Genomic DNA, 23,358 nt, shown 5'->3' on the forward strand with positions numbered 1-23,358 from the left:
TGCAACTGAGCAAAGCTTCATTTGTCCAAAGCCGGTAAAGCGATTCTCATAGCCCATTTGCTCCGCCCGAGACCTTACCCATGAACCACCGCACAACCCTGCAACTGGGCCTGGCCCTGCTGATCGCCAGCACCGGCACCGCCTTTGCCGCGCCCAACGCCTTCGTCACCAAGGCCATGACCGGCGCCGCCACCCAGGTGCTGCTGGCCCAGCAAGGCGCCGGCAAGTTCCAGCAGCCCGACATGCAGACCTACACCGGCGTGATGGTGAAGGACAACACCATCATCAGCGAGCAGCTGACCGACGTGGCGAAGAAGCTCGACATCGACCTGCCGCCAGCCCCCACCAAGGCCGCCCCCGCCCCTGCCGTGGCCGGCAAGACCGCCGAAGCCAGCTTCGCCCTGTACCAGGTCAAGGTCACCCAGGACCTGGCCAGCCTCTATGAAGCCGAGGTCAACAGCAACGACGCCCCCGAGCTCAAGGCCTTCGCCCTGGCACAGCTCAAAGACGTGCAACGCCACGGCAAGATGGCCCAGCGCCTGTCCAAGACCTACAAAAAGTAACCCCAGCCCCCGTAGCAGCTGCCGCAGGCGGCGTCCCCAGCCACCGCGAACCCCGGACGCAGCCTGCGGCAGCTGCTACACGCGCTACCCATCAGCTTAAGCAACGATTGTCCCGCCCCTGTCACCATTGAGTGCTACCTTGATGTGATCCTCGCAAAACCGCCTCAAGGAGCGATCATGGCCCATCAGATGTTTTCCAGTGTCATTGCCTACTCGCAGCACTGCGAACGGGTGATCAAGGAGATGTTGCATGCCCGCCCCAGCCTCGACCGGCAGAAGGTGATGACCTGGGTGGACGAGCAGAGCCACGCCCATTCCGAAGGGGAACCGCTGGAGTACCTGAAGGCGCTGAGCGCCAAGGTGCGCGCCGGCCTGCCCATGCCCTGGGACAAGTGAGGGAACGCCATGCGCCTGATCTGTACGGCAATGTGTGTACTGCTGGTCAGTGGTTGTTCGTCCTACCGCAGCGACCATCCCGACCCCGTGCCCAAGGAACGCCTGCTGGGCCTGCAGGCGCCGCTGGACAACGCCAGCACCCTGGTGGTGCGCCGTGACATCGGCATGCTCGGTGGCGGCTGCTACGTGGCGGTGAAAGTCGACCGCACCGTGGTGGCACGCATCGGCATCGGCGAGATCGCCACCTTCAACGTGCCCGCCGGCGACCGCATCGTCGGCATCGCCACCGACACCGCCGACGACACCCTGTGCGGCAAGGGCAGCCTGAACCGCGAGATCCTCGTGCAGGCCAGCGCCGGGCAGGCGGAAAACGTGCGCATCGTCAGCGAAAACAAGCAGGGCTTCGCGATTTTGCAGGATAAAAAGCCGTAGACTTCGCAGGTCATTCACTCGCGTATTGGCAGGACCTGCATGCAAGCACTCGAAGGCCCGCGCATTCTGTTGCGGCCGCTGCAACCCGACGACGCCACCGCTCTGGTGGCCGCCGCCAGCGATGGCGAACTGTGGACCCTGCCCTTCACCGTGGTGCCCTCGGCCGCCACGGTGCAGGGCTATATCGAGGCGGCGCTCAAGGGCCGCGACGCCGGCACGGTGCTGCCCTATGTGACGGTGCTCAAGGACACCGCCGAGGTCATTGGCAGCACGCGTTTCTGGAAGGTCGACCGGGTGAACCGCAAGCTGGAGATCGGTAGCACCTGGATCGCCGCGCGCTGGCAGCGCAGCTTCGTCAACACCGAGGCCAAGTACCTGATGCTGCGCTTTGCCTTCGAGACGCTGAATTGCGTGCGGGTGCAGTTCACCACCGACGAGATCAACGCCAGGTCACGGGCGGCGATCCTGCGCCTGGGGGCAAAACAGGAAGGGATCGTGCGCAACGAACGGATCATGCCTGACGGGCGCAAGCGCAATTCGGTGCGGTTCAGTGTGATTGATGAGGAGTGGGCGCAGGTGCGGGCGCAGCTGGAAGCGCGATTACAGCCACACCGCCCGTAGCCGCTGCCGCAGGCTGCGCTGGCCCTATGCCTCGCTGAACATCTCCAGCGGACGCCAGGACCAGCGCAGCCTGGCGGCAGCGGCTACAGGTAGGGGGGCCGGCCGCTTATTCCCCGGTCCACGACCCACCCAGCGCCGCCTGCAGCTGCACGCTGGTGACCAGCTGCGTCGCCACCAGGCTCAGCAGCGTCTGCCGCTCGCTGAGGCTGGTGGCCTGGGTGGTCGCCACGTCCAGGTAGTCGATCACCCCCGCCTCATACTGGTCGCGGCTCACCGAGGCCGACTCTTCCGCCGACTGCGCCGAGGCGCGGCGCGCCACCAGCTCCGGCTCCAGGGTACGCAGCTCCACCAGGTAGTCCTCGACCTCGCCCAGACCGGTCAGCACCGTCTGCCGGTAAGTCGCCACCTTGGCGTCGTAGGCAAATTTCGCCTGCTCCACCGCGGCCTTGGTAGCGCCGAAGTCGAGGATAGTGCCGGTCAGGCTCGGGCCGATGGACCAGAAGCGGTTGGGCACCGAGAACAGGTTGCTGATGGTCGAACCCTGGTAGCCGCCGCTGGCGCTCAGGGTCAGGTCGGGGTAATACGCGGCGGTCGCCACGCCCACGGCGGCATTGGCGGCAGCCATCTGGCGTTCGGCGGCGGCGATGTCCGGGCGGCGTTCCAGCAGGCGGCTTGGCACGCCCAGGGGCACGGTGGGCACGTGGTACTGCCAGCCCGCGTCCACCGCCAGGGCGAAGTCGGCCGGCGCCTTGCCGATCAGCAGCGCAATGGCGTGCTCGTACTGGGCGCGCTGCCATTGCAGGTCGAGCATCGACGCCTGGGCACTCTGCAGCTGGGTCTTGCCGGTGGCCAGGTCGGCACGCGAGGAGATCTGCTCGTCGTACTTGTTCTGGATCACCTGCAGGTAGCGCTGGTAGCCCTTGATGGTCTCGCCGTACAGGGCAATGCGCTGGTCGAGGATGCGCAGCTGGAAGTAGTCCTGGGCCAGGGTCGACTGGGCGCTGAGGGTGGCGTTGGCCAGGTCCGCGGCGCTGGCCTGGGCGCTGGCGCGGTCTTCTTCGACGGTGCGGCGCAGCTTGCCCCAGATGTCGGCTTCCCAGCTCAGGCTGAGGCTGGCCGAGTGTTCGTTCTTCGGCGAGGCGGCGCTGGAGGTGCTGGTGCTGCTGCTCGACGAGCCGGTGCCGGTTTCGCTGCGGGTGCTGGACGCCGTGCCGGTCAGGGTGGGGAACAGGTCGGCGCGCGACTCGCGCACCAGCGCCAGGGCCTGGCGGTACTGGGCAGCGTACAGCGCCACGTTCTGGTTATTGACCTGCACCTGGGCCACCAGCGCGTTCAGCTGCGGGTCCTGATACAGCTCCCACCAGGGGCCCTTGGGCAGCTCGTCCTGGGGGCTCGCCGCTTTCCAGCCCTCGGCCTCCTTGAAGGTGGTGGAGATAGGCGCGGTGGGCTTCTTGTAGTCCGGGCCGACCATGCAGCCGCCCAGCAGGGTGCTGGCCAGCAGCACGGCAACGCAGAGACGGGAAGGCAGTGGAGCGTTCATTCATTAACCCTTGTCAGTCAGCCGGGCACGTGGGTGCGGCGGATACGCGTGTGCCAGAAGTGCCGGGTGGCGCGGCTGGCACGGTCGAGATAGAGGTACACCACCGGGGTGGTGAACAGCGTCAACAATTGGCTCAACGCCAGGCCGCCAGCGATGGCCACGCCCAGCGGCTTGCGCAGGTCGGCGTCGCCGCCGCTGCCCAAGGCCAGTGGCAAGGCGCCGAAGAACGCCGCCAGGGTGGTCATCATGATCGGCCGGAAACGCATGCGGCAGGCTTCGATGATCGCCTGTTCAGGCGGCAACTTGCGCTCGCGCTCGGCCACCAGGGCGAAGTCGATCATCATGATGGCGTTCTTCTTGACGATGCCGATCAGCAGCAGGATGCCGATCAACGCGATCACCGTCAGCTGCATGTTCACCGCCTTGAGCAGCAACAACGCCCCTACCCCCGCCGACGGCAGCGTCGACAGGATGGTCAGCGGGTGGATGTAGCTCTCGTACAGCACGCCCAGCACGATATACACCGCCAGCAAGGCCGCAGCGATCAGCCACGGCATGCTCGCCGCCAGCGCCGCGTAGGCCTGGGCGGTGCCGGCAAAGCCGGCCTGGATGTCCCGTGGCAGGCCGACCTTGTCGACGGCGGCGTTGATGGCTGCGGTGGCCTGTTCCAGCGACACGCCGTCCTGCAGGTTGAAGGCGATGGTGCTGGTGGCCGACTGGCCCTGGTGCGCCACTGCCAGCGGCGCGTTGTCGGGGCTGAAGGTGGCGAACGCGGTCAGCGGCACCTGCTGGTTGTCACTGTTGATCACGTACATGCGTTCAAGCATGGTCGAGTCGCTGGTGTACACCGGGTCCAGGCCCATCACCACGTGGTACTGGTTGAGGGTCTTGTACAGGGTGGCCACCTGGCGCTGGCTGTACGAGTTGTTCAGCAGGTTGTCGACGTCACTGACACTCACACCCAGGCGGCTGGCCGCCGCGCGGTCGATGTGCAGCTTGAGCTCCTGGCCGCCGGTCTGGCTGTCGGAGTCGATGCCGGTCAGCTCGGGCAAGGCGCGCAGCGCCGCCTCCACCTTGGGCTCCCACACCCGCAGCAGGTCGAGGTCGTCGGCCTGCAGGCTGAACTGGTAGGTGGCGTTGGCGCTGCGGCCGCCCACGCGGATGTCCTCGGCGGGCATCAGGAACAGCTGGATGCCGGCGACCTTGTTGTTGGCCTTGGTCAACCGGTTGGCGATGGCCGCGGCGCTGCTGGTGCGCTGCTTGTAGTCCTTGAGGCGGATGAAGAAGTCGCCGGTGTTGCGCGAGCCGGCGCGGCCGCTGCCGGTGGACGACATCACTGCCTCCACGTCAGGGTCGGCGGCCAGGTCGTGGGCGATCTGCATCAGGTGCGGTTTGAGCGCCTGGAACGAGATGTTCTGGTCGGCGCGCACGGCGCCCATCAGCACCCCGGTGTCCTGGGCCGGGAAGAAGCCTTTCTGCACCGTGGCGTACAGGTAGACGTTGAGCACCACGGTCAGCAGCAGGCTGAACATGGTCAGCAGGCGGTGGCGCATCACCCAGCCCAGCGCGGCGATGTAGGCGCCCTGCAGGCGTGCCAGCGCGGCCTCGATCCACTGGTAGATGCGCGGCTCCCGGGCGTCGTGCGCCGGCTGGCGCAGCAGCATCACGCACAGCACCGGGGTCAGGCTCAGGGACACCACCATGGACAGCGCCAGGGCGATGCTCAGGGTCACGGCGAATTCGCGGAACAGCCGGCCGACGATGCTGCCCATCAGCAGGATGGGGATGAACACGGCGATCAGCGACAGGGTCATGGACAGCACCGTGAAGCCCACCTCGCGGGTGCCCATCAGCGCCGCCCGCAGCGGGCGCATGCCCATCTCCTGGTAGCGGGCGATGTTCTCCAGCACCACGATGGCGTCATCCACCACGAAGCCGGTGCAGATGATCAGCGCCATTAGTGACAGGTTGTCGAGGCTGTAGCCCAGCAGGTACATGATCGAGCAGGTGCCGATCAGCGACACCGGCAGCACCACCGCCGGAATCAGCGTGGCGCGCAGGTTGCGCAGGAACACGAAGACCACGGCGATCACCAGCAGGGTGGCGATCAGCAGGGTTTCCTCGGTGTCGTGCAGCGAGGCACTGACCGTGGGGCCACGGTCGATCACCGGGATCAGCTGCACGTCGCCGGGAATCTCGCGTTGCAGCTCGGGGATCAGCGCCTTGATGCTGTCGATGGTCTGCAGCATGTTGGCGCCGGCCTGGCGGGTGACGCCCAGGGTTACCGACGGCTGGCCGTTGTAGTAGCCACCGACGAAGGCGTCTTCCACCGAGTCGTAGACATTGGCCACGTCACTCAGGCGCACGGCCGTGCCGTTCTGGTAGGTGATCACCAGCTGCTGGTAATCCACTGCCTTGTCGATCTGGTCGTTGCCGTCGATCACCCAGCTCTGGCCGTCGCCCTGGAGGATGCCCTTGGGCTTGGCCTTGGTGGCGTTGTCGATGGCTTCGCGCACGGTCTCGAGCGAAATGCCGGCGTTGGCCAGCAGGTTGGGCTGGATATCGATACGCACCGCCGGCAACGCGCCGCCGCGCACCGACACCTCGCCCACGCCGTTGACCTGGGAGATCTTCTGCTGCAGCTTGCTGTAGGCCAGGTCGTAGAGCTCGCCCGGGCTGCGCGTGGACGAGGTCAGCGCCAGCATCAGCACCGGCGCCTCCGAGGGGTTGGCCTTGCGGTAGGTGGGCAGCGAAGGCATGGAGCTGGGCAGCAGGCTGCGCGAGGCGTTGATGGCGGCCTGCACGTCGCGGGCGGCGCCGTTGATGTCGCGGTCCAGTTCGAACTGCAAAATCAGCGTGGTCGAGCCCTGGCTGCTGGTGGACGTCATCTCGGTGATGCCGGCAATCTGCCCCAGGCTGCGCTCCAGCGGCGTGGCCACCGTGGCGGCCATGGTCTCGGGGCTGGCGCCGGCCAGCGAGGCGCTGACCATGATGGTGGGGAAATCCACCTGGGGCAACGGCGCCACCGGCAGCAGCTTGTAGCCCAGGATGCCGGCCAGGGTGATGCTCAGGCTCAGCAGCAGCGTGGCTACCGGCTTGCGGATGAACAGCCGCGACAGGTTCATGCCTGCGCCCTGCCACGGTTGAGGCGGGCCTTGGCGCGCTCGCTGATGCGGTCAAACATCAGGTAGATCACCGGCGTGGTGAACAGCGTCAGCACCTGGCTCAGCAGCAGGCCGCCGACGATCACCAGGCCCAGCGGCCGGCGCAGCTCGGCGCCGGCACCGGTGGCGAGCATCAGCGGCAAGGCGCCGAACAGCGCCGCCAGGGTGGTCATCAGGATCGGCCGCAAGCGCAGCAGCGCCGCCCGGTGGATGGCGTCGCGCGCGTTCAGGCGCTGATGCTGGCGGCCCTCCAGGGCGAAGTCGATCATCATGATGGCGTTCTTCTTGACGATACCGATCAGCAGAATCACCCCGATCAGGGCGATCAGGCTGAACTCGGTGCCGGTCAGCAGCAGCGCCAGCAAGGCGCCGATGGCCGCCGAGGGCAGCGTCGAGAGGATGGTCACCGGGTGGATGAAGCTCTCGTAGAGCATGCCCAGCACGATGTACATGGTGATCAACGCCGCCAGGATCAGCCACAGGGTGTTGCCGGTGGCGGTCTGGAACGCATCGGCGGCGCCCTGGTAGCGCAGGGTGATGCTGCTGGGCGCCTGCAACTCGGTCATCACGTCGCTGATGGCCTGCTGCGCCTGCTCCAGGGAATAGCCGTCGGCCAGGTTGAACGACAGGGTCACGGCCGGGAACTGGTCCAGGCGGCTCAGCGACAGCGAGCCGGTGCGCTGGCCGACCTTGGCGATGTCGGTCAAACGTACCATCTGCGCGGCGGTGGTGGTGGTCGACGAGCTGGTGGTCGAGGCACTGCTGCCGGTGGTCGTGCCCGTGGTGGTGGTCACCGTGCTGCTGTTGCTGCCGGTGGTGCTGGTGGTGGCCGCCGCCAGGTAGATGTTGTCGAACGCCGCCAGGTTCTGCTGAAACTTGCCCGGCACCTGCAGCACCACGCGGTACTGGTTGGACTGGGTGAAGATGGTGGAAATCAGGCGCTGGCCGAAGGCGTTGTACAGGGCGGTGTCGACGTCGGAGGCGGTGATGCCGTAGCGCATGGCCGCGGCGCGGTCCAGTTCCACGTAGGCCACCAGGCCCTGGTCCTGCAGGTTGTCGATGACGTCGCGCATTTCCTTGCGGTGCTGCAGCTTCTCCATCAGTTTGGGGATCAGCGCCGACAGGTTGGCGCTTTCCGAGTCGTCCAGGGTGAACTGGTACTGGCTGGGCGTCAGCTGGTCGTCGACGGTGAGGTCCTGGGAGCTGACCAGGTTCAACTGCAGGCCGGGCACGTCCTTGGCGGCCTTTTCCAGGCGGGTGATGACCTGGGTGGCGGTGTCGTCGCGGTCCTCGAACGGCTTGAGTTCGATCTGCAGGCGGCCGTTGTTCAGCGAGCCGTTATTGCCGTCCACGCCAATGGTGGACGACACCGATTCCACCGCCGGGTCCTGGCGCACCACCTCGACCATGGCCTGCTGGCGCCGCTCCATTTCACCGAAGGAGACGTCCTGGGAGGCGCGGGTGAAGCCCTGGATCAGGCCCGTGTCCTGGGTGGGGAAGAAGCCCTTGGGCACCACCAGGTAGAGGAAGCCGGTAAGGGCCACGGTGCCCACCGCCACCAGCAGGGTCAGGCGCTGGTGGTCCAGCACCCACACCAGGCCGCGGTCGTAGGCGTTCAGCACCTTGTGGTACTGGCGGTCGCCCCATTGCGCGAAGCGGCTCTGGCCGCCTTCGGGCACGTGGCGCAGCAGGTGCGCGCAGAGCATGGGCGTCAGGGTCAGGGAAATGACCATGGACACCAGGATCGCCACCGCCAAGGTGATGGCGAACTCGCGGAACAGGCGGCCGACCACGTCGCCCATGAACAGCAGCGGGATCAGCACGGCGATCAGCGAGAAGGTCAGCGAGATAATCGTGAAGCCGATTTCCTGCGAGCCTTTCAGCGCCGCGGCCATGGGTTCCTCGCCCTCCTCCAGGTGCCGGGAGATGTTCTCCACCACCACGATGGCGTCGTCGATGACGAAGCCGGTGGCGATGGTCAGGGCCATCAGCGTCAGGTTGTTCACGCTGAAGCCGGCCAGGTACATCACGCCGAAGGTGCCGATCAGCGACAGCGGCACCGCCAGGCTGGGGATCAGGGTGGCGGTGAAGTTGCCGAGGAAGGCGAAGGTCACCAGCACCACCAGCCCGATGGACAGCAGCAGCTCGATCTGCACGTCCTTGATGGAGGCGCGGATGGTCTGGGTGCGGTCACTGATGACGGTGAGCTTGACCGAGTCGGGCAACGCCGACTGCAGGGTGGGCAGCTTCTGCTTGATGCTGTCCACCACCTCGATGACGTTGGCGCCGGGCTGGCGCTGCACGTTGATGACGATGGCCGGCTTGCCGTTGGCGCTGGCCGACAGGTACTGGTCCTGGGGCGCCTCGGCCGTGGTGGCGACGTCTTTCAAGCGCAGGGCCGCGCCGTTTTCATAGGCCAGCACCAGCTCGCCGTATTCCACGGCGTCGCGCAGCTGGTCGTTGGCGTCGATGGTGATGGAATGCGAGGGGCCGTCGAAGCCGCCCTTGGAGCCGTTGACGTTGGCGGCGTTGACCTTGTCGTACACGTCTTCAAGCGTCAGGCCGTGGGCCGCCAGGCTGGTGGGGTTGACCTCGATCTTCACCGCCGGCTGCTGGCCGCCGGCCAGGCTGACCATGCCCACGCCGGAAATCTGCGAGAGCTTGAGCGCCACGCGGGTGTTGATCAGGTCTTGCACGCGGGTCAGCGGCAGGCTGTCGGAAGTGGCGGACAGGGTCAGCACCGCCGTGTCGGCCGGGTTCACCTTCTTGTAGGTGGGCGGGTTCGGCAGGTCGCTGGGCAGCAGGCTGTCGGCGGCGTTGATGGCCGCCTGCACTTCCTGCTCGGCCACGTCCAGGGACAGGTCCAGGGAGAACTTCAGGGTAATCACCGAGGCACCGGCCGAACTGGTCGAGTACATCTGCGACAGGCCCGACATCTGCCCCAGCTGGCGCTCCAGCGGCGCGGTAACCGCCGAGGCCAGCACGTTGGAGCTGGCGCCGGGGTACAGGGTGCTGACCTGGATGGTGGGGTAATCCACTTCGGGCAGGGCCGAGGTGGACAGCAACCGGTAGGCGAAGATGCCCGCCAGCATCACCGCCAGCATCAGCAGCACGGTGGCGACCGGGCGCTGGATAAAGAGTCTGGACGGGTTCATTCGGTTTGCGCGCCGGCTGCGGGCTTGGCGGTTTTAGCCGGCTTGGCGCTGGCGCCGCTGTCGGGTTTCTCCACCTCGACCTTGCTGCCATCGCGCAGGTGATCGATGCCGCGGGTCACCACCTGCTCGCCGGCGGCCACGCCCTGGGTGATCACGGTCTGTTCGCCGAACACCGGGCCGACCTTGATGGTGCGGCGCTGCACCTTGCCGTCCTTCACCGCGTAGAGAAACTCGCCGTCGCTGCTCAACTGCACGGCCGCCGAGGGCACCACTACCGCGTTGTGCAGGGTGTCGGTGGTCAGCTTCACGTTGACGAACTGGTTGGGGTAGAGCTTTTCGTCCGGGTTGTCGAACAGCGCCTTGAGCTTGATGCTGCCGGTGCTGGTGTCGATCTCGTTGCTGATGAACTTCAGCGTGCCGTTGGCCAGTGGCGTGGTGCCCAGCTGGTCCAGCGCCTGCACGCCCAGCACTTCACCCTTGCGCACCTTGGGCAGCAGGGTTGCCAGCTGCGCCTGAGGAATGCTGAAGGTCACGGCGATGGGGTTGGTCTGGGTCACGGTGACGATGCCAGTGGTGCTGCTGGACGCGACGATGTTGCCCGGGTCCACCAGGCGCAGGCCGACGAAGCCATCGATGGGCGAGACGATCTTCGCGTAGATCAGGTTCAGCTTGGCGGCGTCGATCTGCGCCAGGTCGGCCTTCACCGCGCCCTGGTACTGGCCGACGGTGGCCATTTGCGTGTCCAGGTCCTGCTTGGCGATGGAGTCCTTGGCGAACAGGCGCTGGTAGCGCGCGGCGGTCAGCTGGGCGCTTTTGAGCAGCGCCTGGTTCTGCGCCAGGTCGCCCTGGTACTGGTCCAGGGTGGCCTGGTAGGCCCGCGGGTCGATCTGCGCCAGCAGTTGGCCCTTCTTCACGAACTGGCCTTCGGTGAAGTACACCGCCATCAGCTCGCCGTCGACGCGGCTGGTGACCGTCACCGAATAGTTGGGGATCACCGTGCCCAGCGCCTGCTGGATCACCGGCACGTCGGCGGTGCCGGCGGTGCCGACCGCGACGCTGACCGTGGCGTTGGCGTCCATGCCCGGCCCACCGTGCCGGCCACCCGGGCCTGCGGCACGCGCGGCACCGGCTTCAGGGGTTTCGCTGGACGACGGGGTGTGCCGAACGTAGATAAAGGCCGCACCAATGGCTGCGGCTATCAGGAGCACAAGCACGAGGCGCTTGCGAGAGCGGGCTGCCGGGATCTGGGTCATTGAAAGCTTCTGCGTGGGCAATGGACAAGGGAGGTAACGGGCGTCAGGTCTGCTTTGGGCACATCACTTGGCAGCATAGCCAGTAAATGTGCAGGGAATGTGCAGACATCGCCTGCGAGGCGAGCCGCAGGGTAAGAGCAGTGAGGGGCCGGTAAGTTCATTGGGGCATTTGACCCTGCCCTGCCCCCCATGCCAACCCTGACGAACGGGCTTTGCCATTTATTTACAAAATGTTGACGAAAAGCCCACACCCCCGTAGCAGCTGCCGCAGGCGGCGTCCGCTCTCGCCGCGGTATCCCGGGAAAACCGCGGCGCCCCGGACGCGGCCTGCGGCCGCTGCTACAGGGTCCCGTGTACCTCGTCGATCGCGTCGCCTCCATCGCGGCCAAGGCCGGCTCCTACCACGTACGGCGTAGGAGCCGACTTTAGTCGCGATGCAGACGACACCGTTTCAAGACAGTTGCTGCTACAGCATCCGCGTTGCTGCCGCACGCCCCCGTAGCAGCTGCCGCAGGCGGCGTCCGGTCCTACCGCGGTATTCCGGGAAAACCGCAGCGCCCCGGACGCGGCCTGCGGCCGCTGCTACAGCAACCGCGTTCCTGCCGAAGGCGGCCTCCGCGTTCACCGCAATATGCCGGAAAAAGCGCGGCGCCCTGGACGCGGCCTGCGGCCGCTGCTACGGGTTTTGCGATCACGCGCGGATGGAGGCTTCCAGGTGCGCCAGGTAGCCATCGAACCGCGCCACCAGGTCCAACTGCTCCGGGAACCGCAGCCATTGCAGCTGCAACCCGTCCATCATCGCCAGGCACTCCTGCACCACCCCGCCCAGGTCGACGTCGGCGCGCACCTCGCCCAGCGCCACCAGCTCCTGCAACTGCCCCACCATGCGCGCATGAATGGTGCTGTAGCGCCCCTGGAACCAGGCCCAGGCCGGGTGGCCTTCCAGCAGGCTTTCGGCGTTGAGCATGCTGAAGGCGCGGATCACCCCGGGCGCCGTGGCGTTGGAGCGGTTGATGGCGCTGAGGCTGCCCAGCAGCCCGCTGAGGGTGGGTTCGCCGCGCACCTCGTCGGCGATTTTCTGGCTGACCGCGTCGCGGCGGTCCAGCACGCCCATCAGCAGCGCGGTCTTGTTGGGGAAATGGTGCAGCACCCCGGCGACGGAAATGCCGACGATTTCGGCGATGCGCGCAATGGAGGCGCCGCCGTAGCCTTCCAGGGAAAACATCTGCAAAGCCGCGTCCAGCAGCTCTTCGCGGCGTTTCTCGCCCTTGGGCGCGCGGCGCTGGCGCGGCGCGGGTTTGGCAGGTTGGGAATCAGCAGTCATGAACAGCGTCTTTTATTATCCAGGCCCCACCCTAGCGCGATCCGCCCGGCCACGGCAAATCTCAGCCCTTGAGCAGCGGGTACAACGACAGCACCAGCATCAGCGCCATGCCCCAGTTGAACAGGCGCAACCAGCGCGGCTGGCTGAGCACCGTGCGCAGCGCGCTGCCACAGCTGACCCACAGCGCCACGCTGGGCAGGTTGATGAGCGCGAACAGCGAGGCAATCACGAACACGTTCACCAGGTAGCCCTGGGCGGGCGCGTAGGTGGTGATGGCGCCGATGGCCATGATCCACGCCTTGGGGTTGACCCACTGGAACGCTGCCGCGCCCAGGAAGCTCATGGGCCTGCGGGTATCTTCCACGGCGGCGGACGGCGGCCCGGAGCGGGCAATTTTCCACGCCAGGTACAGCAAGTAACTGGCACCGGCCCAGCGCAGCACCGTGTAGGCCCAGGGCAGCACCTTGAACACCTCGCCCAGGCCCAGCCCCACGGCAATCACCATCACCATGAAGCCCAGGCTCACCCCCAGCGCGTGGGGCATGGAGCGGCGGAAACCGAAGTTCACCCCCGAGGCCAGCAGCATGGTGTTGTTGGGGCCCGGAGTGATGGACGACACCAGGGCGAACAGGGCGAAGGCGTACAGCAGGTCGAGGGAGGACAGCATGGGAAGGACTCCGGGGGGCAGGCTGAGAACACTACGGCATCACCCTGCGGGGCAGCAGATACAGCTAGGCAAAATTGGACCAGTACAATTTTGAAAACACCAAAACAACACCATTACAGATTGCCGTGCGATGCCGCTCCTTAACCATTCGCTCAAACCCGATGATGTTTTTCTCAATAGACGCAGCCCCTCCCCTACCCCCACCTTGAGTCACGCTAAAATGGCCGAGGTACACACTGTGAAGCATCTCGACTGGTATCTGCAGATCAACCTGAAGGCGCGGCACTTGCGCTTGCTCGTGGCGATCGACACCTACCGCAATCTCACGCAAGTGGCCGAGGTCACCCATGTCACCGTGCCTGCCGTGTCGAAGTCACTGGCGGAACTGGAGCGCGGGCTCGGCCTGGCGTTGTTTTCACGCACGGCACGGGGCTTGATGCCCACGCCGTACGGCGACTGCCTCATTCGCCACGCGCGCACCATGCTGGGAATCCTGCACCAGGCCCGCGACGAACTGAAAGCGCTGAGCTCGGGCGCCGAAGGCAAGGTGCGCATCGGCATGTTGCCGGCTTCGGCGTCGGTGCTGGTGCCGCAGGCGTTGAGCCTGCTCAAGGAGCAATCGCCGGGTACCAACGTGACGGTGATCGAAGGCACCACCGAATCGCTGTTGCCCGAACTGTGGCAGGGCCGCCTTGACCTGGTGGTGGGCCGCCTGCCGCCGCCCGACACCCTCGGCAGCTTCGAGGAACAGGAACTGCTCGAAGAACCCGTGGTGCTGATGACCGGCCGCCACCACCCGCTTGCCCGCAGGAAAACCCTGGAATGGTCGGACCTGTGCGCCTACCCCTGGATCCTGCCGCCACCGGGCTCGATCCTGCGCGACCCGCTGGAACGGGCGCTCGAAGCGAATGATGTGCCCCTGAGCAACAACTACATCGAGACCCTGTCGATTCACGTTGTCCGCGCCCACCTGCAAGTCTCGGACTTCATTGCGGTCATGGCCGAGTCGCTGGCCAATGACGCGGTACAACCGTTCCATAAGCTGCCACTGAACCTGCCCCGGCTACTGCGCCCGACCGGGGTGCTGTGGAACCGCAACCGTGGCCTCACACCCAGCGCCGAGCTCATGGTGGCCTGCCTGCAAGGGGCCGCCGAGCAGCTCCTCACAGGCTTTACCCCCACGTCCTCCCCGGCCAAGGCCAGGCGCACCCGCCCAGCAACGGATGCGCGCTGATACGGTTACTGCAGATCGTTCGGCAGGACGCTGTCCGGCAGGTTCTGGTAGCAGACCGGACGCAACCAGCGGCGAATGGACAGCGTGCCCACCGAGGTGGCGCCAAAGTTGGTGGACGCCGGGTAAGGCCCGCCATGGACCATCGCATCGCAGACCTCCACGCCAGTGGGGAAGCCATTGACCAGCACGCGCCCGGCCTTGCGTTCAAGGATCGGCAGCAGGTCCTTGGCGATGGCGCAATCCGCCTCATCCATGTGCAGGGTGGCGGTCAATTGACCGCCGAGGGACTGGGCGACTTCGCGCATTTGCGCCAGGTCGTCCACAGTGACGATCATGCCGAGTGGGCCGAAGACCTCTTCGCCGAGCAGGTGATTGGCCAGCCAGTCCCGGCCGCTCACGCAGAAGAGGTCAGGCGAGGCGTCACGCACGTCGCAGGACGAAGCCAGCAGCGAGCGTACGCTGGCGTGTGCGGCAATGCGGTCGCGCCCGCCGCGGTAGGCCGCCGCGATGCCGGCGGTGAGCATGGCCTGCGGCGGGGTCTGGGCCAGGGCGGCACGCGCGGCCTCGGCAAAATCGACGCCGTCGGTGCCTTGCATCACCACGGCGATGCCCGGGTTGGTGCAGAACTGCCCCGCCCCCAGGGCCAGCGAAGCAGCCCAGCCGGCACCGATTTCCGCACTGCGCGCCGCCAACGCGGCCGGCAGCAAGAACATCGGGTTGACCGACCCCAGCTCACCAAAAAACGGGATGGGCTCGGGCCGCGCCACGCACAGGTCGAACAGCGCCCGGCCACCGCCGAGCGAGCCGGTGAAGCCCACGGCGCGGATCAACGGGTGCTGCACCAGCGCTTCGCCCACGTCGCGCCGGCCACCTTGAATCAGCGAGAACACGCCGGGGTGGATGCCACAGCGCGTGATGGCGGCAACCACCGCCTGCGCAACGATTTCGCTGGTGCCAGGGTGCGCGGAATGCCCCTTGACCACCACCGGGCAGCCCGCCGCCAGCGCCGACGCGGTGTCACCGCCTGCCACCGAGAACGCCAGCGGGAAGTTCGAGGCGCCGAAGACCGCGACCGGGCCAATCGGCCGTTGCATCAGGCGCAGCCTGGGGCTCGACGCGGAGTGAGGGTGGGTCAGGTCGGTATCGGTGCGGCGGTCCAGGTAGTCACCCTGGCGGATATGGGCGGCGAACAGACGCAGCTGCATCACGGTGCGCCCGCGCTCGCCGATCAGCCGGGCCGCGGGCAAGCCGGTTTCCTGGCTGCCGATCTCGGTGATCAGGTCGGCGCGTGCCTCGATTTCATCGGCAATGGCCTCCAGGAACACCGCGCGCGCCTCCCGGGAGCTATAGCCAAAGGAGCAGAACGCCGCTTCGGCGGCCCGGCAGGCCTCATCGACCAGCGCGGGCGTACCCACCGAGAACGAGTGCGCGGGCCCGTGGGCCGGGGCAGAGCTGAACCGGGCTGGCGTTGCAACCTGCACCCCCGCGATAAAGTGTTGCCCGTGGGGGACGAAAGTAGACACGACGCTCATGGGGCATCCTTCAGGTAGGTCAGTAGGGGGCTGGAGCGCGCCGGACAGGCGCACCCAGACAGGCACCGCGATAGTGTCGATGCCCCCCTTCAGGGTCCATTGAGAAAACCCACCCACGGTTTAAGCGTATGGTTAACCCCAGGCCCGATTGCCTGCGCGCGACTACGCGGGTGACAGCTCGCCCAGGCGCGCCGACTGGTGCCGGGCAGCCTCTTCCAGGCACTCGACCATCAGCTCGGCACTGGGTGTCAGACCACGGTCGCGGTTCCACAACACGCCCACCGGCCGCACCAGCCTGGGCATTTTCAAGGGCAGCACATGCAGGGGCTGCACGGGGTCGCTGGCGATCGACACCGCCATGATCGCAATGGCATCGGACACGCGCAGGTGCGCGCGGACGACGTGAATCGAAAGCGTCTCGATGTAATCGCTGCTCAGCGGTACGTCATTGGCTTCCAGCACCCGCTCCAGCGGGTCGCGCAGCAGCGAGCCGGGGGGCGGCAGTATCCAGGCGTAGGGGCTGAGGTCCGACCACTCCACGGTCTTCCTGCGGGCCAGCGGGTGATGCAGGCCGGTCATCAGTACCACCGGTTCTTCCAGCAATTCCTTCTCTTCGAAGCTGCCGAGGGTGCCCGGCGGTGGCATGCGGCCGACCACCAGGTCGAGGCGGCCCTGCCAGAGCTCGGGCAACAGCGACTCCATGGTGCCCTCGATGATCGTCACATTGGTGCTGGCCGAGCGTTGCTTGAGCAGGCCAAGCGCCTGGGGCAGCAGCACCGAGGCCGAGGCCGGCAGCATGCCGATGCGGATCTTGCCCTCCGCCCCCGAACTCAAGGCCTTGAGCTGGTCGCGGGCGTCATGCAGCACCGTCAACATGGAGCGCGCATGCCGAATCAGGCACTCGCCATAGGGTGTGGGCATCAGGCCCTGGGTGGTGCGCGAGAACAACGCCAGCCCCAGGCCGCGCTCCAGTTCGCTCAATGACTTCGACACCGCCGGCACGGTCACGTGCGTGACCTCGGCCACCTGGGTCAGGTTGCGGTACGTGTCGATGGCCACCAGCAGGCGCAGGTGGCGCGCCTTCAGGTTGACCTGCAGGTACCAGTCGAACTCTGCCATGCGGTGTTCCTCAGCGTCTTTACCATTTCGTTAAGCCTAACCCATTTTTACTCAATCGACCGGCACGCCACTCGCGAGCACCATAGGTCCACACGTAGCCGTTTGACAAAAATCACCCCCCAGGAAAGATCAATGTCAGTTCATCTCAAGATTGCCATCGCCGATCATCCCCATACTGCTGCGATCCGCAGCGGCGCCATCAAGATCGAAGGCGTGGAAGCCGAATTCGTCACGGTGAAGCCGCAGATCGCCGCGTTCCGCCGCATGGTCCGCGATGTCGAATTCGATGTCTGCGAAATTGCCCCGACCACCTACATCATCGCCCGTGCCTATGGCGCCCCGTTCGTGGCCCTGCCGATTTTCGTCGTGCGGCGCTTCCACCACTCAGGCCTGCTGGTGCGCCCGGATGCCGGCATCAAGACCCCGAAGGATCTTGAAGGCAAGAAGGTCGGCGTGCGCGCCTACTCGGTGACCACGGGCGTGTGGACCCGCCAGGTGCTGATGGACGAGTTCGGCCTCGATTCGAGCAAGGTCACCTGGGTGGTCGACGACGAAGAACACGTGACGCAGCTCAAGCTGCCCGCCAACGTGATCCACGCCACCCGCCCACTGGCCGAGATGATGGCTGACGGCGAACTGGCCGCAGGCTTTGGCGGCGCCGCCGGCATCGGCCGTACAGGCAACCCTACCGACGGCTGGAAGGAAGTGGCGGCCGACTACCCCGATCTCTTCCCCAATGCCGCTGAAATCGAAGCCGAGTACTACGCACGCACCGGCGTCTACCCCATGCACGGCACCATCGTCGTCAAGGACTCGATCCTGGCCGAGCACCCATGGGTGGCCAAGGCCATCTACGACGCCTTCGAGCAGGCCAAGCAGGACTACCTGACCCGGCTTGATAGCGGCGATGCCACCAGCGAGACCGATAAAAAGTACCTCGAGCTGCGCGACGTCGTCGGCCACGACCCCCTGCCCTACGGCATCGAAGCCAACCGCAAGACCATCGAGGCCCTGGAGTCGACAGCGTTCAAGCAGGGCCTGACGCCGCGGCGCATGGCCATGGACGAGCTGTTCGTGGATCCCCAGGCCTGAATTTTCCGGAGCACATGATGATTATTGATTGCCACGGTCATTTCACCACCGTACCCGCGTCGTTCCGAGAGTGGCGCGCCAAGCAGATCGAATTCGCCGACGACCCGCTCAACGCGCCGGCGCGGTCTGGCGCCCATGTGACCGACGAACAGATTCGCGAGGGCGTCGGCAACGGCCAGTTGCGCCTGCAAAAGGAACGCGGCGGCGACCTCACCCTGTTCTCGCCGATCGCCGGCCTGATGAGCCACCACCTGGGCAACGAACGCACCAGCCAGGAATGGGCGGAAATCTCCAACGACCTCGTGCGCCGGGTCTGCGACATCTACCCCGACAACTTCGTGCCGGTGTGCCAGCTGCCCCAGTCGCCTCTGGCGCCGCCGAAGAACTCCGTCGCCGAGCTGCGCCGCTGCGTGGAGCAGATGGGCTTCGTGGGCTGCAACCTCAACCCCGACCCCAGCGGCGGCTACTGGACCGGCACGCCGATTACCGACCGCGAGTGGTACCCGCTGTACGAGGCCATGTGCGACCTGGACGTGCCGGCCATGGTCCACGTCGCCGCGTCGTGCAACCCCTGCCACCACGGCACCGGGGCGCACTACCTGAACGCCGACACCTCGGTGTTCATGCAACTGCTGCAAAGCGACCTGTTCAAGGACTTCCCTACCCTGCGCCTGGTCATTCCCCACGGTGGCGGCGCCGTGCCCTACCACTGGGGTCGCTACCGCGGCATGTCGCTGGAGATGGCCAAGCGCCCGCTCGAAGGGCTGCTGGACAACATCTTCTTCGACACCTGCGTCTACCACCACCCGGGCGTCGAGCTGCTGACCAAAGTGGTGCCCACCAGCAACGTGCTGTTCGGCTCGGAAATGGTCGGCGCCGTACGCGGCCGGGACCCGGACACCGACCATTACTTCGACGACACCAAGCGCTACCTGGACGCCTGCACCGCGCTGACCGATGCCGACCGCCACGCCATCTTCGAAGGCAACGTGCGCCGCGTCTACCCGCGTCTCAACAAGCATCTGAAGGCCAAAGGCAAGTAAGCCAGGGACAGACCATGAACATTATCGATATCCACCCGCACATCATCTCCGACGACGACAAGCGCTACCCGCCCGCCCCGCTGTTCGGCAAGCGTTCAGACTGGTCGCAGGAGCGCCCCAACACCGTCGAGGCGCTGGTGCAGGCCATGGACGAAGCCGGCGTCGCCAAGGCCGCCATCGTCCACTCCTCGACCACCTACGGCTTCGACAACCGCTACGTCGTCGATGGCTGCAACCAGTATAAGGATCGGCTCGTCGCCGTTGGCTCGGTGGACATGCTGGCTGACGACGTGCCCGCGGTGATCAAGGCCTGGGTCGACCAGGGCCTCGCCGGCCTGCGCATTTTCACCGGCGGTTCGACCAAGGACTTCGACCCCAGCGAGCTGGATAACCCCAAGTCGTTCAAGGCCTGGGAAATGCTCGCCGAGCTGAACCTGCCGATGTGCATCCAGACCGGCCCGACCGGCTTGCCCTACGTGCGCATGCTGGCCGAGAAATTCCCCGGGGTGAACATCATCCTCGACCACTTGGGCCGCCCGGACGTGCTCGACGGCCCGCCCTACGCCAACGCCGCCAGCCTGTTCGCGCTCGCCGACCTGCCCAACCTCTACCTGAAGCTGACGCCGCGCATCTTCGGCGACGTGGCAAAGGACAAGGCCAGCGCCGAGACCTTCTTCCCCCTGGTCGTCAAGGCGTTCGGCGCCCGGCGCATGGCCTGGGGCTCCAATTTCCCCACCTCGCCCGGCACCCTCAAGGAAATCCTGGCGACCGCCGAGCAGGGCCTGGCCTGCCTCACCGATGAAGACCGCCAGTGGATCTTCGGCAAGACCGCGCAAGCGCTGTACCCGGCACTGCGCTGAGGCTGCCCCCCCTTTGATGAGGAAATGAACATGAGCAACACCCGTCTCAACAGCATCATCCGCGCCTTCGAGTCCGGCAACCCTGCCTACCTGGCCTTCGCCAAGCTGGACAAGCAGACCGCCATCGAAATGAGCGACTCCCCGTACGACGGCATCGTCTACGAGATGGAGCACAACCCGTACGATGTCAGCGCCCTGGGCGACTCCTTGCAGTACATGCTCAGCCGCAAGCAGATCGCCGAATCGGGCTCGGTGGCGCCACGGGTGACGCCAATCGCGCGCATCCCGGCCAACGGCATCGAGATGAACCAGAGCTTCGCCAAGCAGGTGCTGGACCGCGGCTGCTACGGCGTGATCTGGCCGCACGTGGCCACCGTCGAGCAGGCCTACAACGCCGTCGCCTCCTGCCGCTATGCCCGCCCCAAAGGCGCGGCGCTGTACGAGCCCAAGGGCGTGCGCGGCGACGGCCCGGCCAATGCCGCGCGCTACTGGGGCCTGACCATGGGCGAGTATTACCAGAAGGCCGACGTCTGGCCGCTGGCGCCACAGGGTGAAATCCTGGTGGGCCTGATGTGCGAGAGCACCCAGGCCATCGACAACCTGGACGACATGCTCGCCAACGTCCCCGGCATCGGTTTCATCCTGATCGGCGAAGGCGACCTCAGCCAGGAACTGGGCCTGCCCCGCCAGTACGAGCACCCGGAAGTCCAGGACGCCATGCGCCGTATCGTCGAGACTTGCCGCAAGCACGACGTCATCGTCGGCAACCCCCATGTGACCGCCAACAACCATCGCCGCCTGCTGGACGAGGGCTACCGCGTGCTGCTGTCGGCGCCCAAGCGCTCCTACGGCGTGGTTGGCCAGGCGCGCGAACTGGCGGGGTACTGACCGATGAACGGCGCAGAAAGTCTCGTCTCGACCCTGGTCGACCAGGACGTGGACATTTGCTTTGCCAACCCGGGCACCTCGGAGATGCATTTCCTCGCAGCGCTGGGCGGCAACCCGCGGATGCGCAGCGTGCTGTGCCTGTTCGAAGGTGTCGCCACCGGCGCGGCCGACGGCTGGTACCGCATGAAGGACACGCCCGCCTCCACGCTCCTGCACCTGGGGCCGGGCCTGGCCAACGGCCTGGCGAACATCCACAACGCCAAGCGCGCCTCGTCGGGCATGGTCAACATCATCGGCGAACATTCGGCGTCACACCTCAAGTATGACCCGCCGCTGACCTCCGACATCGAAGGGCTGGCGCGCCCGCTGAGCCACTGGGTACGCCGCGCGGAATCGGCCGACTCCATCGCCTGGGACACCGCCCAGGCGGTGGCCAAGGCCAGCGAGCACCCCGGCCAGATCGCCACCTTGATCCTGCCGGGCGACGCGTCCTGGCAGCAGGCCGGCGCCGCCCCGGTGCTACCGCCGCCGGTGGCCGCCCGGCGCAAGGCTCCCAGCGCAGAGCGCATCGAGCATGTGGCGCGGGTGCTGCGCTCGGGTGAGCCAACGCTGATCATCCTCGCCAACAAGGCCACGCGCGGCGCGGCGCTGGAGAAGGCCGGCCGCGTCGCCGCGGCCACCGGCGCGCAATTGGGCTCGCAGTTCTTCACCGCCCGCATCGAGCGCGGCGCAGGTTTCGTGCCCCTCTCGCGCATCCCCTACGCCGTGCCACAGGCCATGGCCTTCCTCAAGGACTTCAAGCACATCATCACCGTGGAGACGCGCGAGCCCGTGGCGTTCTTCGCCTACCCGGACAAGCCGAGCCTGCTCAAGGCCGAGGGCACCCTGGTGCATGGCCTCGTCGAGGCGGACGAGGACAGCGAACTGGCCTTCGACATGTTGCTGCAGGCGCTGGGGGCCAGCGGTGTGCCCGCGATTGTGCAGCCGCGCATCCAGACTGCCGTGCCCACCGGCGCGCTCAACCCCACCAGCATTGCCCACGCCCTGGCAGCCGCCATGCCCGAGCATTGCATCCTGGTGGACGAGTCGCTGACCACCGGCCGCGAGTCCATCGGGCTGACCATCGGCGCGCAGCCCCACGACCTCATCAACAACATGGGCGGTTCCATCGGCTACGCCACGCCCGTGGCCACCGGGGCGGCGCTGGCCTGCCCGGAACGCCGGGTGTTCTGCATGGTCGGTGATGGCAGCGCCATGTACACCATCCAGTCGCTGTGGACCCAGGCGCGCGAAAACCTCAACGTCACGACGATCATCTTCGCCAACAACACCTACGCCATCCTCAAGGCCGAGTACGCCAACATGGGGGCCGGCACGCCCGGGGAGCGCGCGCTATCGATGATCGACATCGACCGCCCGAGCATCGACTGGCAGGCCATGGCGAAAAGCATGGGGGTGCCCAGCGTCGCCGTGGATACCGCCGAGGGTTTCTTCCGGGCCATGGCCAATTCGGCCCGCGAGCCGGGCCCTTGCCTGATCGAAGTCAAACTCTGAACCCGTCGCACATTCGAAGGAGCTTCCCATGGCGCTGACCTTGCGCACCAACCTGGCTGATTATCCGGTCACCAAGGCGATGAAGGACGGACGCGTGACGTCCGACCTCGTCACGCTCGACTACTGCGGCCCCACGCCTGCGCACAACGGCTTCAAGGCCATGGTGCGCGAGAACCAGTTCGATGCCGGCGAACTGGCCATCGTCACCTTCCTGCAGGCCAAGGCCTACGGCAAACCCTACGTCCTGCTGCCTGCGCCGATTTCGGGGCGCTTCCAGCACCACTGCGCCGGCTTCAACCTTGACCTGGGGCACCTTGACCCCAAGGACCTGGAAGGCAAGCGCGTGGGCGTGCGCACCTATTCGCAGACCACCGCGCTGTGGATTCGCGGCGTATTACGCCATGAGTACGGGGTCAACCTCGACAAGGTCACCTGGATGACCCTCGGCGACGGCCACCTGGCCGAGTACCGTGACCCGGCCAACTGCGTGCGCCTGCCGGCAGGGTCCAATATTCCGCAAATGATGCTCGACGGTGAACTCGACGCGGCGCTGCTCGGCGAAGACATGCCCAAGGACCCACGCGTGCGCACCGTGGTGCCCGATGCGCACAACGCCGCCAAGGCCTGGTATGCGCGTGAAGGTTTCGTGCCCATCAACCACATGTTCGCCATTCACCAGGATATCTCCCGGCAACACCCCGACGTGGTGAAGGAGATCTACCGGATGATCGCCGAAAGCCGCGCGCTCACCGAAGGCGGTGTGCCGGCCGTCTTCCCGCCCCTGGGGCTCGAGGCCAACCGCAAGGGGCTCAAGACCGCGATCGACTGGGCGTTCGACCAGAAGATCATCCCGCGCGCCATGTCGGTCGACGAACTGTTCGACGACGTGACCGGCAACCTCGGCTAACCGCAGCCGAACCA

19 protein-coding genes are annotated in these 23,358 nt (G+C 66.4%); 11 read left to right on the top strand and 8 right to left on the bottom strand.

Annotated features, from left to right (window positions below):
* Positions 1–80: 80 nt before the first annotated feature.
* The 4 genes from ACWKWX_RS08425 (at position 81) to ACWKWX_RS08440 (ending at position 2,012) form a co-directional block, all read left to right on the top strand.
* Positions 81–563 (top strand): DUF4142 domain-containing protein, encoded by a 483-nt coding sequence (locus ACWKWX_RS08425; RefSeq protein ID WP_483827483.1) that lies wholly within the window; start codon positions 81–83, stop codon positions 561–563.
* A gap of 177 nt (positions 564–740) precedes the next feature.
* On the top strand, positions 741–959 hold the full coding sequence (locus tag ACWKWX_RS08430) for a hypothetical protein (RefSeq protein ID WP_008368335.1): 219 nt from the start codon (positions 741–743) through the stop codon (positions 957–959).
* 9 nt (positions 960–968) lie between these two features.
* Complete coding sequence (locus ACWKWX_RS08435; RefSeq protein ID WP_476299710.1) at positions 969–1,391, top strand: 3-isopropylmalate dehydratase; 423 nt, start codon at positions 969–971, stop codon at positions 1,389–1,391.
* A gap of 39 nt (positions 1,392–1,430) precedes the next feature.
* Positions 1,431–2,012, top strand: a complete 582-nt coding sequence (locus ACWKWX_RS08440; RefSeq protein ID WP_483827484.1) for a GNAT family N-acetyltransferase — start codon at positions 1,431–1,433, stop codon at positions 2,010–2,012.
* 106 nt (positions 2,013–2,118) lie between these two features.
* Here ACWKWX_RS08440 and ACWKWX_RS08445 read toward each other — a convergent pair whose 3' ends face one another.
* The 6 genes from ACWKWX_RS08445 to ACWKWX_RS08470 all read right to left on the bottom strand — a co-directional run bounded on the left by ACWKWX_RS08445 (position 2,119) and on the right by ACWKWX_RS08470 (position 13,115).
* Positions 2,119–3,552, bottom strand: coding sequence for an efflux transporter outer membrane subunit (locus ACWKWX_RS08445; protein ID WP_416423519.1), 1,434 nt, complete (start codon positions 3,550–3,552; stop codon positions 2,119–2,121).
* A 17-nt stretch (positions 3,553–3,569) separates the two neighbouring features.
* A complete protein-coding gene (locus ACWKWX_RS08450) occupies positions 3,570–6,677 on the bottom strand; it encodes an efflux RND transporter permease subunit (RefSeq protein WP_483827485.1) in 3,108 nt (1,035 codons plus the stop codon).
* A complete protein-coding gene (locus tag ACWKWX_RS08455) occupies positions 6,674–9,871 on the bottom strand; it encodes an efflux RND transporter permease subunit (RefSeq protein WP_483827486.1) in 3,198 nt (1,065 codons plus the stop codon). Before ACWKWX_RS08455 ends, ACWKWX_RS08450 begins: the two co-directional genes overlap by 4 nt.
* Positions 9,868–11,124: an efflux RND transporter periplasmic adaptor subunit gene (locus ACWKWX_RS08460; RefSeq protein WP_483827487.1), complete on the bottom strand. Its 1,257-nt coding sequence runs from the start codon at positions 11,122–11,124 to the stop codon at positions 9,868–9,870. The genes ACWKWX_RS08455 and ACWKWX_RS08460 overlap by 4 nt, the downstream gene beginning before the upstream one ends.
* A 691-nt stretch (positions 11,125–11,815) precedes the next feature.
* Positions 11,816–12,448: a TetR/AcrR family transcriptional regulator gene (locus tag ACWKWX_RS08465; protein ID WP_483827488.1), complete on the bottom strand. Its 633-nt coding sequence runs from the start codon at positions 12,446–12,448 to the stop codon at positions 11,816–11,818.
* A gap of 61 nt (positions 12,449–12,509) precedes the next feature.
* A complete protein-coding gene (locus tag ACWKWX_RS08470; protein WP_416423514.1) occupies positions 12,510–13,115 on the bottom strand; it encodes a LysE family translocator in 606 nt (201 codons plus the stop codon).
* A 238-nt stretch (positions 13,116–13,353) separates the two neighbouring features.
* On the opposite strand from ACWKWX_RS08470, the gene ACWKWX_RS08475 reads away from it, so the two are divergent.
* Positions 13,354–14,349 carry a LysR substrate-binding domain-containing protein gene (locus ACWKWX_RS08475; RefSeq protein ID WP_416423513.1) on the top strand — a complete coding sequence of 332 codons (996 nt, stop codon included), beginning with the start codon at positions 13,354–13,356 and terminating at the stop codon, positions 14,347–14,349.
* 5 nt (positions 14,350–14,354) lie between these two features.
* On the opposite strand, the gene ACWKWX_RS08480 is transcribed toward ACWKWX_RS08475, so the two are convergent.
* Together ACWKWX_RS08480 and ACWKWX_RS08485 are read right to left on the bottom strand one after the other, a co-directional pair.
* Positions 14,355–15,881, bottom strand: coding sequence for an aldehyde dehydrogenase (NADP(+)) (locus tag ACWKWX_RS08480; protein ID WP_483827489.1), 1,527 nt, complete (start codon positions 15,879–15,881; stop codon positions 14,355–14,357).
* A gap of 162 nt (positions 15,882–16,043) precedes the next feature.
* Positions 16,044–17,000 carry a LysR substrate-binding domain-containing protein gene (locus tag ACWKWX_RS08485; protein ID WP_416423511.1) on the bottom strand — a complete coding sequence of 319 codons (957 nt, stop codon included), beginning with the start codon at positions 16,998–17,000 and terminating at the stop codon, positions 16,044–16,046.
* A gap of 132 nt (positions 17,001–17,132) precedes the next feature.
* On the opposite strand from ACWKWX_RS08485, the gene ACWKWX_RS08490 reads away from it, so the two are divergent.
* Genes ACWKWX_RS08490 through ACWKWX_RS08515 form a run of 6 tightly spaced genes read left to right on the top strand, consistent with a single transcriptional unit; the run spans position 17,133 to position 23,344 of the window.
* Complete coding sequence (locus ACWKWX_RS08490) at positions 17,133–18,092, top strand: ABC transporter substrate-binding protein (RefSeq protein WP_483827490.1); 960 nt, start codon at positions 17,133–17,135, stop codon at positions 18,090–18,092.
* 14 nt (positions 18,093–18,106) lie between these two features.
* A complete protein-coding gene (locus tag ACWKWX_RS08495) occupies positions 18,107–19,135 on the top strand; it encodes an amidohydrolase family protein (protein ID WP_483827491.1) in 1,029 nt (342 codons plus the stop codon).
* 14 nt (positions 19,136–19,149) lie between these two features.
* Positions 19,150–19,995 (top strand): amidohydrolase family protein, encoded by an 846-nt coding sequence (locus ACWKWX_RS08500; protein ID WP_416423508.1) that lies wholly within the window; start codon positions 19,150–19,152, stop codon positions 19,993–19,995.
* A 30-nt stretch (positions 19,996–20,025) separates the two neighbouring features.
* Positions 20,026–20,883, top strand: a complete 858-nt coding sequence (locus ACWKWX_RS08505; RefSeq protein ID WP_416423507.1) for an HpcH/HpaI aldolase family protein — start codon at positions 20,026–20,028, stop codon at positions 20,881–20,883.
* A gap of 3 nt (positions 20,884–20,886) precedes the next feature.
* The gene (locus ACWKWX_RS08510; RefSeq protein ID WP_483827492.1) at positions 20,887–22,437 is read left to right on the top strand and encodes an acetolactate synthase large subunit; all 1,551 of its coding nucleotides are present in this window, start codon (positions 20,887–20,889) and stop codon (positions 22,435–22,437) included.
* A gap of 28 nt (positions 22,438–22,465) precedes the next feature.
* Positions 22,466–23,344, top strand: coding sequence for a substrate-binding domain-containing protein (locus ACWKWX_RS08515; protein ID WP_483827493.1), 879 nt, complete (start codon positions 22,466–22,468; stop codon positions 23,342–23,344).
* The last annotated feature ends 14 nt before the right edge of the window (positions 23,345–23,358 follow it).

The organism is Pseudomonas imperatae, assembly GCF_057128625.1.